12 protein-coding genes are annotated in these 12,736 nt (G+C 36.3%); 9 read left to right on the forward strand and 3 right to left on the reverse strand.

Features of this window, described 5'->3' with window-relative positions; all coding sequences use genetic code 11:
* The first annotated feature begins 13 nt into the window (after positions 1–13).
* On the forward strand, positions 14–1,234 hold the full coding sequence (locus JKA74_RS20880) for a J domain-containing protein (protein ID WP_201431501.1): 1,221 nt from the start codon (positions 14–16) through the stop codon (positions 1,232–1,234).
* Entirely contained in the window at positions 1,235–2,467 is a 1,233-nt protein-coding gene (locus JKA74_RS12340) for a M28 family metallopeptidase (protein WP_201431502.1), read from the forward strand.
* On the opposite strand, the gene JKA74_RS12345 is transcribed toward JKA74_RS12340, so the two are convergent.
* The 3 genes from JKA74_RS12345 to JKA74_RS12355 all read right to left on the reverse strand — a co-directional run bounded on the left by JKA74_RS12345 (position 2,464) and on the right by JKA74_RS12355 (position 5,912).
* Positions 2,464–3,684 carry a glycosyltransferase family 4 protein gene (locus JKA74_RS12345; protein WP_201431503.1) on the reverse strand — a complete coding sequence of 407 codons (1,221 nt, stop codon included), beginning with the start codon at positions 3,682–3,684 and terminating at the stop codon, positions 2,464–2,466. The two genes, JKA74_RS12340 and JKA74_RS12345, sit on opposite strands and share 4 nt — an antisense overlap.
* Before the next feature lie 64 nt (positions 3,685–3,748).
* A complete protein-coding gene (locus tag JKA74_RS12350) occupies positions 3,749–4,732 on the reverse strand; it encodes a YpdA family putative bacillithiol disulfide reductase (RefSeq protein ID WP_201431504.1) in 984 nt (327 codons plus the stop codon).
* A gap of 226 nt (positions 4,733–4,958) precedes the next feature.
* Complete coding sequence (locus JKA74_RS12355; protein ID WP_201431505.1) at positions 4,959–5,912, reverse strand: NAD-dependent epimerase/dehydratase family protein; 954 nt, start codon at positions 5,910–5,912, stop codon at positions 4,959–4,961.
* A gap of 290 nt (positions 5,913–6,202) precedes the next feature.
* Here JKA74_RS12355 and hemA point away from each other — a divergent pair, with 290 nt between their 5' ends.
* The 7 genes from hemA (at position 6,203) to JKA74_RS12385 (ending at position 12,721) form a co-directional block, all read left to right on the forward strand.
* Positions 6,203–7,468 (forward strand): glutamyl-tRNA reductase, encoded by a 1,266-nt coding sequence (gene hemA / locus JKA74_RS12360; RefSeq protein WP_201431506.1) that lies wholly within the window; start codon positions 6,203–6,205, stop codon positions 7,466–7,468.
* A gap of 71 nt (positions 7,469–7,539) precedes the next feature.
* Positions 7,540–7,674 carry a hypothetical protein gene (locus JKA74_RS20885; RefSeq protein ID WP_262895933.1) on the forward strand — a complete coding sequence of 45 codons (135 nt, stop codon included), beginning with the start codon at positions 7,540–7,542 and terminating at the stop codon, positions 7,672–7,674.
* Positions 7,675–7,703: 29 nt separating this feature from the next.
* The gene (locus tag JKA74_RS12365; protein ID WP_201431507.1) at positions 7,704–8,390 is read left to right on the forward strand and encodes a porin family protein; all 687 of its coding nucleotides are present in this window, start codon (positions 7,704–7,706) and stop codon (positions 8,388–8,390) included.
* Positions 8,391–8,506: 116 nt separating this feature from the next.
* The gene (locus JKA74_RS12370) at positions 8,507–9,655 is read left to right on the forward strand and encodes a M23 family metallopeptidase (protein ID WP_201431508.1); all 1,149 of its coding nucleotides are present in this window, start codon (positions 8,507–8,509) and stop codon (positions 9,653–9,655) included.
* 8 nt (positions 9,656–9,663) lie between these two features.
* Positions 9,664–11,022, forward strand: a complete 1,359-nt coding sequence (gene rmuC, locus JKA74_RS12375; protein WP_236587759.1) for a DNA recombination protein RmuC — start codon at positions 9,664–9,666, stop codon at positions 11,020–11,022.
* A gap of 28 nt (positions 11,023–11,050) precedes the next feature.
* Positions 11,051–11,857, forward strand: coding sequence for a peptidase associated/transthyretin-like domain-containing protein (locus JKA74_RS12380; RefSeq protein ID WP_201431509.1), 807 nt, complete (start codon positions 11,051–11,053; stop codon positions 11,855–11,857).
* Between the two features lie 87 nt (positions 11,858–11,944).
* The gene (locus JKA74_RS12385; protein ID WP_201431510.1) at positions 11,945–12,721 is read left to right on the forward strand and encodes a hypothetical protein; all 777 of its coding nucleotides are present in this window, start codon (positions 11,945–11,947) and stop codon (positions 12,719–12,721) included.
* Positions 12,722–12,736 lie beyond the last annotated feature (15 nt).

A 12,736-nucleotide genomic window follows, 5' to 3' on the forward strand; every position in this document is an offset into this window, starting at 1 on the left:
ATTATTGTTATGTTTGTTTAGAGAAACCAATAATTTCATCAATTTGGATTATTATTATCAAATATTGGGCGTTAGTGAAAATGCAACCACGGCAGAGATAAAATCCACTTATAAACGTCTGGCCAAACTCTATCATCCTGATATTAACCCCTCAATAAAAGCTGAGGAGCGTTTTAAATCTATTTCTGTAGCCTACAGCATTCTTGTAAAGCCTGAGTTAAGGCATAAGCATGATTTACAACTGGCGCAAGAAAGGCTTGATAAAGCCAGGCTTGCTTCCCTGCATTATAGAACTAACAATCCACCTCTTGTCCGCCCTAAGTTCAATCCATATTACAGAGCTGCTACAACACCTATTAACCCGGAAGCAGAAAGGAAAGGAACATTTTACGCTTTAGGTATTATAGGGTTGATTGCTTTCCTTCTTTACATTGGAATGATTGTGTCCGACTTCTACAGAGATCAAAGGGTCAAGAGTAAAATAAATGAATTCGATCACCAGGTAAGCCATGCGGATAGTTTGTTTTATGCTGGTAAAACACAGGCAGCATTAAACTTTATTGATGGCATAAAAGCCTCCTTCAGTGAAGAAACAGTATTAAAAAACCATGAAATCAATTACCTGAATTTCAGAAAGCAACAAGCAGATATTGATTATGAAAATCGGGCTTACCAGGATGCTTTATGGGGTTATTTGTTCTTCATGGAATATACCGGCAAGCAAGACACAGATATGCTATATCGGCTGGCCATCTGTTATCGCAGTTTGAAAGAATCCGGAAAATCTATTTTCATTTTAAACAACCTTTTAAATCAAGGTTTTAAGAGAATTCAGATTCTGGAACTTATTGCAAAAATTTATAAAGAGGATTTAAATGATAAAGAACTGGCATTACAGTATTATCAGATGGGTTTACAGAATATTATTCAACGCTTCAAAGATATTTATGGTGAGGCTTACCGGTTATTGGTTTCAGCCGAAAGAACCCCACAAAGCTATAAATCAATGTACTATGGTGCCGCTGAATTATATTTTCAGAAAAAAGACTACAATGAATCGTCAAATTTGTTTGAATGGGTGGTATTTTTTGAGCCTGAAAATAAAAAGGCCTATGAATACCTTGCATCCTCCTACCTTGAGCTAAATGACAAGAGCCAGGCATGTCAAATTCTCCATCGGGCCCGGAAAAATGGTATTGAATTAAATTTTGATAAACTAAAAACCTGTAATTAGATGCGCATTATACTCCTTACACTTTTTATCTTGTTTAATTGCTTCTCCGGATACTCTCAACGTGAGAAAGCCAGGCAACTAATAAGCATACTTGCCTCGGATTCTTTAGCCGGGCGGGGATATGTTGAAAATGGACAGGCAAAAGCCTCTGATTTTATTTCCAATGAATTAACCAACAATGGGGTTTCAAGCATTCAACAACATTTAACCTATAGTGTCAATACTTTCCCCGGTAATATTCAATTTAATGTGTTTTCCGAGAATGATGAAATTGCTTATCAACCAGGAGTGGATTTTTTGATTCATCCGGCTTCAGGAAGTGTTAAATTTAAGAAAAAGACTATCATACAATTAACTGTGGATGAAATAGAAGGGATTTCTTCAAGGCTTAAGTCAAAAAGCGTTTATACTATTGAAAGAGATCAGGAAAATTCAGCAAAAATAAACGAATTCATTACTGAATTCCTGGAAAAGCCAACTTTCAAAAGTTCTTTATTAATAGTGCAGGATACTGGCAAACTTACCTGGTTTCCCTCCCAAACCCAAAGCGTAAATGCAGTCATTCTTCTGAGACCTGAGCTAAAATCGAAGCAAATAAATGCACATTGGAAGGCTGAATTAAAAAGACAATTTAGCTCAGCTAATATATTAGCTAAAATCTCTGGCAAAAGAAGTGATTCGGTAGTGATGTTTTCAGCACATTATGATCATTTAGGGAAAATGGGGGATGAAGCAATATTCCCCGGAGCCCACGACAATGCTTCAGGAGTAGCTATGCTGTTGACACTTTCAGAATATTTTGCAGACCACACTCCTGAATTTGATACCTATTTCCTCTTTACCACAGGGGAAGAACTAGGGCTTTTAGGAAGCTATTACTTTGTACAAAACCCTCTATTTGACTTAAGCAAAATCAAATTACTGATCAATCTGGACCTATTAGGCACTGGAGAAGAAGGAATTATGGTAGTAAATGCCAAAAAACATAAAAAGATATATGAACAAATGAAAACATTAAATGCTCATCATTTAATTCCTGAAATTAAAGCAAGGGGAGAAGCCTGCAACAGTGATCATTGCCTTTTTGATAAGAGTGGTGTTCCGGCTATTTACATCTATACTTTAGGTGGCAGAAAAGCCTACCACGATGTAGAAGACAAAGCTGAGGGATTGAGTTTATATGGCTATGATGCCATTCAGCAATTAATTATTGATCTTTGTTTTCAACTTTAGGCACTTAGACTGAATATTGAACGGATTGCTGCCTCCTGTTTAAAATTTTTCCCTTCTATTACTTGTACAAAATGAGCACTCAAGTCTTCCCGGGAAAAAAATTGCTCTGCCACAGCCCTCGAGCTATTTTGATAGCTTTCCAACAATTCTTTGGAATGAATAAAAGGCTGTATTTTCTCCTTAAACTCTGTCGGGAAGTCAGAGTCAGCAAAAAAGCCTATATGTTTTTTCTCAACAAGCCCTCTGATCCAGCCCTGGATATTGGTAATAATTAATTTACCTGAAGCTATGGCATCAAAAAATTTGTTCGGGGAATTTGTACGTAAGATGGGTTTGTGTAAAAAAGATACATAGCAAGCATCTGTTACATTCATTACATCACGCACTTCTTCTTTTGTGCCATAGGGTATAAAAAAAACATTGTTCAACTGTTCAGCCTGCACATGCTTTTTAATTGCATCGAGGCCTGATCCTTCACCCATGATAAGAAATCTAATAGGAAGATCCGTTGAAATTTCAGCACATCTAATAAGGCTCATCAAATCATTAACCGGGCCAATGGCACCAAAGTATGAGATAACGAATTTATCCTTAACCCCTAATTGAACTTCCAAATTCTCGTCTTTTTGCTTTACCCTTTCAAAAAAATGGCAATCGGCCATATTGGGAATTAAATCAACCGGAACATCCGTTACCAGTTTCTCAATATGATTGCGCATGCCAGGGGAAAGTGCAATAATTCGCTCCGCTTTACTATAAATCCTCAATTCCAGTTTTCGCATGCTCCATTTCAAGAAAGGATTTTTGATTACTTTCATTTGAATGGGGGCCTCCGGCCATAAATCCCTTACCTCAAAAATATAAGGAAGATTAAATCGCTTTTTTACCCACAAGCCAATCAAACCAACAGTTAATGGGGTACTGCTTACAATACATTTATCAAAATCATGCCTACTCCTCAGATACTGCTTACTCAACAATACAAACTTTAGAAATGAAAGAACCCGGGCGGGGTAACTAAAATGGTTGGAATACTTCACTGGCAAATATACTACTTCAATTCCCTCAACAATTTTTTCCTTTCTGGCCTCATTATGGGAAGTTAGCATAGTTACCCGATGGCCATGTTTTAGTAAAGCCTTAGCCATATAGTAAGAGCGATTGGCACCACCCTCATCTGGTGTTTTGAAATATTGATGGATATAGAGTATATTCATTAAGTACTAAAATTACAGAATATTGCCAGTATATAACTGAAAGCCTTTATCTTTATTCCCTTTGCTATGCAGGTTTTAAATTCTTGCTCCTAATATCCTCAATAATCATATCAGCATGTACCCTGCTGTTTTCAATAAACCATTTATTGGTTTCCATACCTCCGCAAACTACTCCGGCCAAATAAATTCCAGCCACATTGGTTTCCATATTTTTGGGATTGTAAATGGGGGCATTAGGGTATTCCTTATTAATTTGAATGCCTATACTTTGGATAAAATTGTAATCAGGTTCGTAGCCTGTCATTGCTAAAATAAAATCCATCTCAAGGGTAATATTCCCATCCGGAGTTCTGATATCTACTTCTCCTTGTCTAATTGCGGTTATTTCACTTTGGAAAAATGCTTTGATACTTCCCTCTTTTATTCGATTTTCAATATCAGGCTTAACCCAATATTTCACAGTATTCCTTATTTCATTTTCCCGAATAACCATAGTCACCTCTTTGGCTCCTTTCCTATAACATTCCAGTGCTGCATCTACTGCAGAGTTTGCTGCACCAATTATTATCAGCCTTTGGTCATAATATGGGTGTGGTTCTTTGTAATAATGTGTAACCATTGGTAAACCTTCACCGGGGATACCCAGCATATGTGGCAAATCATAAAAGCCCGTTGCCAGAATCACATTTTCTGCATTTATCTCCTGTTTCTCAGTTTGTACTAAAAAGCCATCCCCATTCTTCTCAACAGTTTTCACAGCATTATAAAGAGAAGTATTTAATTTTTTGAAAGATGCTACTCTTCTATAATATTCCAATGCCTCCATTCTGGTGGGCTTGGGATTATGGGAGATGAAAGGAATTTCTCCAATCTCTAATTTATCGGATGTGCTGAAAAAAGTCATCCCGTAAGGATAATGGTACAATGAATTAACAAGGGTGCCTTTGTCAACAATAATATGGGATAAGCCTGCCTCTTGTGCCTTTATGCCACAAGCAAGACCAATGGGGCCTGCACCAATGATTACTACATCATAGTTTGATTGCATACTGTTGTCCGTTAATTACAGTTTGCCATTTCAGATTAATGGCATTACCTTAAATAAATACGAAAACAAGGTATAAAGTTTATTATCAATAAAAACAACAAAGCACTTTACACCCCTTTCTGTACTTCTTTAAATGGGAAATTTAAAGTTAAAACCTCTTTTTCGAAAGCTTTAACCGGCTGAAATTAATCCGGAGACCCGAGATATCTGGGAATTGACTAAGCAGTTAATAATGATACGCAGGTATGTTTTCTAAAATATCTGCTACCATATCTTCTAATAAATATTGCGGTTTCCATCCCCAGTCTTTACTGGCAATGCTATCATCCATGCTATTGGGCCATGAGTCGGCTATTTTCTGCCTGTAATCAGGTTTAAAACTGATCGTAAAATCAGGATGATGCTTTTTGATAGCTTCATAAATTTCTTTCGGACTAAAACTCATAGCGCTCACATTATAGCTGGAGCGAACAGAAAGGTTCTCAGATGGTGCCTGCATCAAATCAATGGTTGCTTTAATGGCATCCGGCATATACATCATTGGCAAGTAAGCATCCTCAGCTAAAAAACATTCAAAATGCTCGCTATTAAGAGCTTTATGGAAAATATCCACAGCATAATCAGTAGTACCACCACCAGGTAAAGATTTGTAGCCAATCAAACCTGGATATCGCAAGCTTCTTACGTCTACTCCATATTTCTGGAAATAATATTCACACCATCTTTCACCCGCTTGCTTACTAATTCCATATACTGTATTAGGATCCATCACACAATGTTGGGGGGTATTGTTCACAGGAGAATTGGGGCCAAATACTGCAATGGAGCTAGGCCAATATACTTTGTCCAAATTCTTTTCCTTCGCTATCTCAAGAACATTCAAAAGGCTTTGCATATTCAAGTCCCAGGCAAATTTGGGATTCTGCTCTCCTTTTGCAGATAAGATAGCGGCTAATAAATAGATTTGAGTTACTTTATATTGATCAACAATTGAGGCAATTTTTAGGGCATCCATAGCATTTAACTGCTCAAAAGGCCCTTCTTCAAGTTGCTCAGGCCGGGGAGCCTGGATATCGGAAGCTATTACATTGGCATTACCGTAAATAGCTCTAAGTTCAGCTGTAAGTTCTGTTCCTAACTGTCCGCCTGCTCCAATTATTAATATAGTGTCCGTCTCCATAGCATAAATTTTGCACGAATTTCGTGAAATATTTGGATCAAAAAAATTAAACCCAAGCTAATTGGAATAAAGCCTGAAGGAGATCACAGACATCTTTCTTTATTAATAATTACTCATCAAAAATATCTACCTTATGACGAATTTATATCCGATTTCAAATGTTAATTCAGCAGTTTGAAGAAAAGTAATCATTGCTCACTATTTAGACAAAAAATAAATAAGGGAATCTAATCCCATCTTCTTCTTTTCTTAGTGCTTAACTATTAATTTTGCGTATCGGAATTTTAAATATGTATCAGAATTTTAAAGCCTTAAGTCTATCTTTCAAAAATGCCCCTATTCAAATTAGGGAGCAGGTTTCCCTCAGCGATGAGGCAGTAGGAAGATTACTCCATTATTTTAAGGAATTTACTTCAGCAACAGATGTATTGGTGCTATCCACCTGCAATCGCACAGAAGTATATTATTTAAATGAGGATGAGCTAAGCGAGGACATTATCAAACTAATAGGCATTGAAAAAGGAATTACCAATTTTGATCATATAAAGCCTTTTTTCGAAATAATTAACGACCATCAGGAAGCCATCAAACATTTATTCCAGGTTTCAATGGGCCTTGAAGCACAAGTAGTTGGAGATGTTCAAATTTCAAATCAGGTAAAAAGAGCCTATCAGTCATCAGCAGATTTACAGCTGGCTGGCCCATTTTTACACAGATTGATGCACACTATTTTCTTTACCAATAAAAGAGTGGTTCAGGAAACAACTTTCCGTGACGGTGCGGCTTCTGTATCTTATGCAGCTACTGAACTGGTAAAAACACTTACCGCTGAAATCAGTTCTCCGCGAATATTGGTAGTAGGTGTAGGGGAAATTGGTGAGGATGTTTGCAGAAACTTAATTGGAGCCAGCAACATGTCCGTCAAAATAACCAATCGTACAGAAGAAAAAGCGCAACAATTAGCATTGGAATGTGGATTTGAAGTGCAGCCATTTTCTGATCTTTGGAAAGCCGTGAGTGAGGCAGATGTGATTATTTCTTCTGTAGGTTCTGAGAATCCTCTTTTCACAAAGAACAAAGTGGACGAGTTGGAGATACTTAGCTTCAAATACTTTATAGATTTATCAGTGCCCCGTAGCGTAGGTATTGATGTGGAAGAAAACCCTGCGACCATTGTTTACAATGTAGATAGTATCAAAAGCAAAGCAGATGTTGCTTTGGAAAAAAGGATCAAGGCTATTCCTCAGGTTCAATCAATTATTGAAGAAGCTATTGCTGAATTCAATGACTGGTCCAAAGAAATGATTGTTTCGCCAACCATCAACAATCTAAAAAATGCTCTGGAGCAAATACGACAGGAGGAATTGGCCCGGTATTTGAAAGAAATCAATGAGTCTGAAAGCGATTTAGTGGAGAAAGTTACCAAAAGCATGATGCAAAAAATCATAAAACTACCGGTTTTACAGTTGAAAGCAGCTTGCAAACGAGGTGAGGCTGAAACACTGATCGACTTGCTCAATGATTTATTTGATCTTGAAAAAAAACAAGTCAAGTAAATCATTAAAATTAACTTGTTACTGAGAGGGCTTTCCTCTATTTTTGTCACTCATAATAAAAAAAGTAAACCATGATTTTTGATATTCCCGTAACCGAAGGTGCCAATCTGTTTTTTTGGATTTTAGTTTCTCTTATAGGTCTTGTTAATGCTATTCTTTTTATTGACAAGAGAAATACAGATAAAGAAACTGACACCAAATCATAATTTACTCCTTACAAAAAAGTTTATTTAGTATGAAAAAGAAACACCTCATTTTCATACTTCTCCTATTTGTCCTGTGCTCCGAAAAAGCACAGTCACAATCTTATATTGGTACAAAATCAGGAGTAAATATTCCCTCAGTCTATTTCACTGATTTTGTAATTGATACCCGGTTCAGAACTGGTTATTTTGCCTCTCCTTATATTAGCCTAACTTATCGCTATATGCACCATCCCAAAATAGGAATCCAAATGGACTTGGCTTATTCCTCAAAAGGTTGGCAACAAAACACTTTGGAATTCACTAATTCTTTTCGTACAGAAATTAATTATATAGAAATGCCGGTATATATGCATTGGGCAATCATTGGCAACAAGAATTTTAAATTTAACATAGACCTGGGGTTTTATACAGCCTATGCCATCAGCACCAACAAAACTGTGAAAAATGATCAGGATGTAGAAGAAAATATACTTCGCTATAATATTGAAACAGACAATAAAGGTGACTTCGGATTAGTAATGGGAGCAAGCTTATCATACAATTTTCCATTTGGCATTATACAGATTGAAGGAGGATTTAAAACAGGCTTTGCCAATATTTTCCCCCGTAGTTATATCAAAAAAGAAAATCCTGCTGTTTCAACTAACCAGGTGCCCAATATCACAATCAGCTATTTAATCCCCCTCTCAAGATCCGGCAAGAGTAAAAATGACTAAACAGTAAGTGCTGTTGGCATATCCTTAGTTCATTTATTATCATTTTATTTACCATAAAAGCTGGAATCATTTCTTCATTTTTTTACTTTAGTTAAAATAAATAGTATCAATACTTTATGAAAAAACATTTTTGCAAAGCCAACATTCTTGTATTGCTCCTTTTGACCACTTCTTTTCTTAAAGCACAGGATGTTCCGCTAAAGATATATCAAGAAAAAACAGAAGACGGTTACATTTTCTATGCTGATAATTCAGCAATGGTGCCCTATTCCATTCAGCTTAACTTTAAAGAATTGGTCAATTTAAAGCCTGACAAAAACCTGAAAGGGTATATTGCAGTGGCTCCTGCTAAAACCACTAAAAAAGAGATATTGAGATTAATCAAAGGAAAAGAAGGTAACACTTCTTTCGATTTTAATTACATTTTCTCAATAGGTGATCCTAATTTAAAACCTGATGAGGATTTCGCCTATTGGTTTCCTTATGCACATGGTAATAAGGAAAAGGTAGCGCAAGGAAATAATGGATCCGGAACACACAAAGGCATCAACGCAATTGATTTCAATTTGCAAATTGGAGAGGCCATTCATGCAGCACGTGGCGGTTTGGTAATTGAAGTAAAGGAAGATTCCAACATTGGAGGCAATGATCCCAAATTTGAGAAATATGGCAATTTCATCCGGGTATATCATACTGATGGCACCATTGCAGATTATGTACATTTACAGCAAAATGGAAGCCTGGTAAGAAAAGGGGACAAAGTAAATGCCGGGGACAAAATAGGCTATAGTGGAAATACTGGTTGGAGTTCCGGACCACATCTACATTTTATGGTTACTTACAGTAAAGATTTCCATAGCATATCACTCCCAGTCAAGTTTCTCAATTATGATGGTAAAAAAGTGATGCCTCTGGAAGGAAATAGTTATTACGCATTTCACAAGGGGAAACCTGAGTTTGAGGTAGAAACAAAAGAAAATTTTATAGAAAGCGTTTATGAAAACAGAACAGAAAAATCAACCAAGAAGGATAATATTGAAATCACCTCAGATAGTTATGATGAATATACTCTGATCTATGTAGATAATGGGTTCAATAGAAGTATTAGCGGGAAATTATTTGTACAGGTCCAGAATATGGAAAGTACGAAAGAACTTCCCTATGAGTTTGAAGTACCTGCCAAAACAAAACTTTACTTATTAGCCTTAAAACCTACGAATACTTCAGCTAAATTTGGTTATCAGTTATCCGCTGAATTTAAATAAGCATACTGATGCGCAATGCATCAATCAAGAAAACAATTATGGAAATTATTTGGCTTATCACAGGTTTATTAATTGGAGCAACATTGGCTTATTTCATTGTTAAATCACAACATGGATCAAATGGGCAACTTGAAAGCCTGAAGGAAGAAAAACAAACTCTTCATACACAGCTAAGCTTAATCAAAAATGATAAAGAAAATATGCGGAGAGAGTTACTCCAGGAAAAAAATGAACTAAAATTTGAGCGCGAAAAAAATATCCAGTTAAATAGGGAATTATCTTCTGCAGAATCGGATTATAAAAACCTTAGAATAAAGCTGGAAGAGCAAAAAGCAGAGCTGGCTGAAATCCAGACTCAATTCCGGAATGAATTTAAAAACCTGGCACAGGATATTTTTGAGGAAAAAAGCAAAAAATTCACTGATCAGAACAAAACAAACATTGGAGAATTGCTCAACCCTTTAAAAGATAAAATAGATAAATTTGAAGAGAGGGCTGAGAAAAGCAGTAAAGAAAACCTGAGCTGGAATAGTGCTTTAAAAGAGCAAATCAACTCACTGAAAGAACTTAATTTACAAATTACTAAAGAAGCTGAGAACCTCACCAGGGCATTAAAAGGTGACTCAAAAGCGCAAGGAAATTGGGGTGAAATGCAGCTTGAACTTATTTTGGAAAAGGTTGGCCTGCAAAAAGGAACTCATTATGAAAAAGAAAGAAATTTTAAAAATGAAGGTGGAGCCAATCAACGACTGGATTATATTATTAAAATGCCCGATGAGAAATACCTGGTTTTGGATTCAAAAGTTTCGTTAACCGCTTATAGTAATTACTTTGACGCTACTGATGATGTTAGCCAGGCTAAATACCTGAAGAACCATTTGGAAAGCATCAATTCCCACATTAAAATATTGGGTGATAAAAATTATCAAAACCTCTACGACATCAATCAGCCGGATTTCGTATTAATGTTTATAGCCAATGAGCCTGCATTGATGATGGCACTAAAGGAAGATGCCAGTTTGTATGAAAAAGCTTTAAATAAAAACATTGTTTTGGTTTCTACTAGTACCTTAATGGCTACTTTACGAACTATTTCATATATCTGGAAACAAGATCTTCAAAACAGGAATGCGATTGAAATTGCTGTTCAGGCCGGGAAATTATATGATAAGTTTGTGAATTTTTCCGAAGACTTGCTTAAAGTCGGAAACCATCTGCAAACTACCCAGAACAGTTATTCCGATGCGATGAAAAAATTAGCTGATGGTAAAGATAATCTGATCAGGAAAACTGAGAAGTTGAAAGAACTAGGTGCCAGGGCCAGCAAAACCATAGACGCCCGGCTTTTGGACAAAGCCGGTGAATAATATATATACATAGAAATCGTTATAGCTGATGGTGAAAAAATTACTCTTTTTAGTTCTTAGTATGTTAATGGTAAGTATTACTAATGCGCAATCTATTAAGGGTACACTATATTCTTCTCAAGATAGCTTGGCCATTGAAGGGGCGCATATTATTAATACTACCAGGACTACAATGGCTACCTCATCGGCTGTTGGAATTTTCACTTTGGAGGCTCTTCCTGGCGATACAATGGTAATCAGCAACATTAACTATAATACAAAACAATTCATAGTGCCGAAAAAGAAAGAAGTAACTATTTGGTTAAACCCTGCTGAAATACAATTGAAAGAAGTGGTAGTCAATAACATCCCTGAATCTCAGGCTGATTTTAGAAAAAAACTCGTTGACATGCCGATGCAGGACGATGGTAATTTCCTGCCTCTCGGGGTAACTCCTGGAAAACCAATGGGGAAAATCCCAAAGGCCCACGAACGAGCATCTGACATTAAATATGGATATAAAGCAATAGGGCCTGTTATAGGCCCCTCTGTTGTAGTTCCGATGTCTTTTTTCACCAAGAAATTCAGTAAAAAGCACAAAGCTAAAATAAAATATTATGAAACGGTGGCCTATCAGGGTAATACCATTCTTTCCAATAAAAAATATAACAGGGAATTGGTAGCCCAGCTTACTGGACTAAAAGAAGAAAAGCTAACGGAATTTATACATTTTATGGATTTGGACAGTGAATTTATTGGTCGTGCATCTGAATATGAGATTGCTGTTAAGGTGATGAAAGAATTTGAAAATTACCTATACAAGCTTTCAGCTACTGACAGTACTGGAAAAGGATAATTTGGTAAGCAAAGGAACTATCTGAAAGTTTTACCTTCAGCTTGAATTAGCTAGTAATAATTTACAAATTAGAATCGTTATAATTGGATGATGAAAAAATTACTCCTTCTTTCTTTTATTATTTTTATGGCAAGTATGGCAAATGGCCAGTCAATAAAGGGTACACTTTACTCCTCACAAGATAGCCTTGCCATTGAAGGGGCACATATAATTAATACCACCAAGAGCAAAATGGCTACCTCATCGGCTGCTGGTGTTTTTATTTTGGAGGCTCTTCCTGGCGACACAATGGTAATTAGTAACATTAACTTTAATACCAGGCAATTCATTGTGCCAGAAAAGAAAGAAGTAACTATATGGCTGAATCCGGCTGAAATACAATTGAAAGAAGTGATAGTCAATAACATTCCTAAATCCGAAGCAGATTTTAGGAAGAAATTAATTGATATGCCTATGCAGGATAATGGCAATTTCTTACCTTTTGGTGTCACTCCGGGAAAACCTATGGGGAAGATCCCTGTAAATTATGATCGAAATGTTACTAATAGCGTAGGCTATGCTATAAACAAACCGGTCTCTTTCATTCAGAAGAAACTAAGCAAAAAATATAAAGCCAAGAGGAAATATTACGAAACGGTTGCTTCTCAGGGCAATACCATTCTTGCCCATAAAAAATTTAATAGGGAGCTTGTTAATTCTATCACAGGTCTTGAAGAAGAAAAATTAACAAAGTTTATTGATTTTATGGATCTGGACAATTCATTTATCATGAACTCTTCTGATTATGAAATTGCTGCCAGAATTATCAGCGAATTTAAAAGCTATCAGGATCAACAGATGTCTGACAGCGTTGAAAAAGGATAACAACACTTATAAAAC

It is taken from the genome of Marivirga aurantiaca (genome assembly GCF_016679925.1).
Lineage (GTDB): Bacteria > Bacteroidota > Bacteroidia > Cytophagales > Cyclobacteriaceae > Marivirga > Marivirga aurantiaca.

Coding starts and splice junctions, on each gene's coding strand:
- JKA74_RS12365 (WP_201431507.1), top strand. CDS start 7,704: ATGAAAAAGAAACACCTCATTTTCATACTTCTCCTATTTGTCCTGTGC.
- JKA74_RS12340 (WP_201431502.1), top strand. CDS start 1,235: ATGCGCATTATACTCCTTACACTTTTTATCTTGTTTAATTGCTTCTCC.
- JKA74_RS12355 (WP_201431505.1), bottom strand. CDS start 5,912: ATGGAGACGGACACTATATTAATAATTGGAGCAGGCGGACAGTTAGGA.
- JKA74_RS20885 (WP_262895933.1), top strand. CDS start 7,540: ATGATTTTTGATATTCCCGTAACCGAAGGTGCCAATCTGTTTTTTTGG.
- rmuC (WP_236587759.1), top strand. CDS start 9,664: ATGCGCAATGCATCAATCAAGAAAACAATTATGGAAATTATTTGGCTT.
- JKA74_RS12345 (WP_201431503.1), bottom strand. CDS start 3,684: ATGAATATACTCTATATCCATCAATATTTCAAAACACCAGATGAGGGT.
- JKA74_RS12370 (WP_201431508.1), top strand. CDS start 8,507: ATGAAAAAACATTTTTGCAAAGCCAACATTCTTGTATTGCTCCTTTTG.
- JKA74_RS12380 (WP_201431509.1), top strand. CDS start 11,051: ATGGTGAAAAAATTACTCTTTTTAGTTCTTAGTATGTTAATGGTAAGT.
- JKA74_RS12385 (WP_201431510.1), top strand. CDS start 11,945: ATGATGAAAAAATTACTCCTTCTTTCTTTTATTATTTTTATGGCAAGT.
- hemA (WP_201431506.1), top strand. CDS start 6,203: ATGTATCAGAATTTTAAAGCCTTAAGTCTATCTTTCAAAAATGCCCCT.
- JKA74_RS12350 (WP_201431504.1), bottom strand. CDS start 4,732: ATGCAATCAAACTATGATGTAGTAATCATTGGTGCAGGCCCCATTGGT.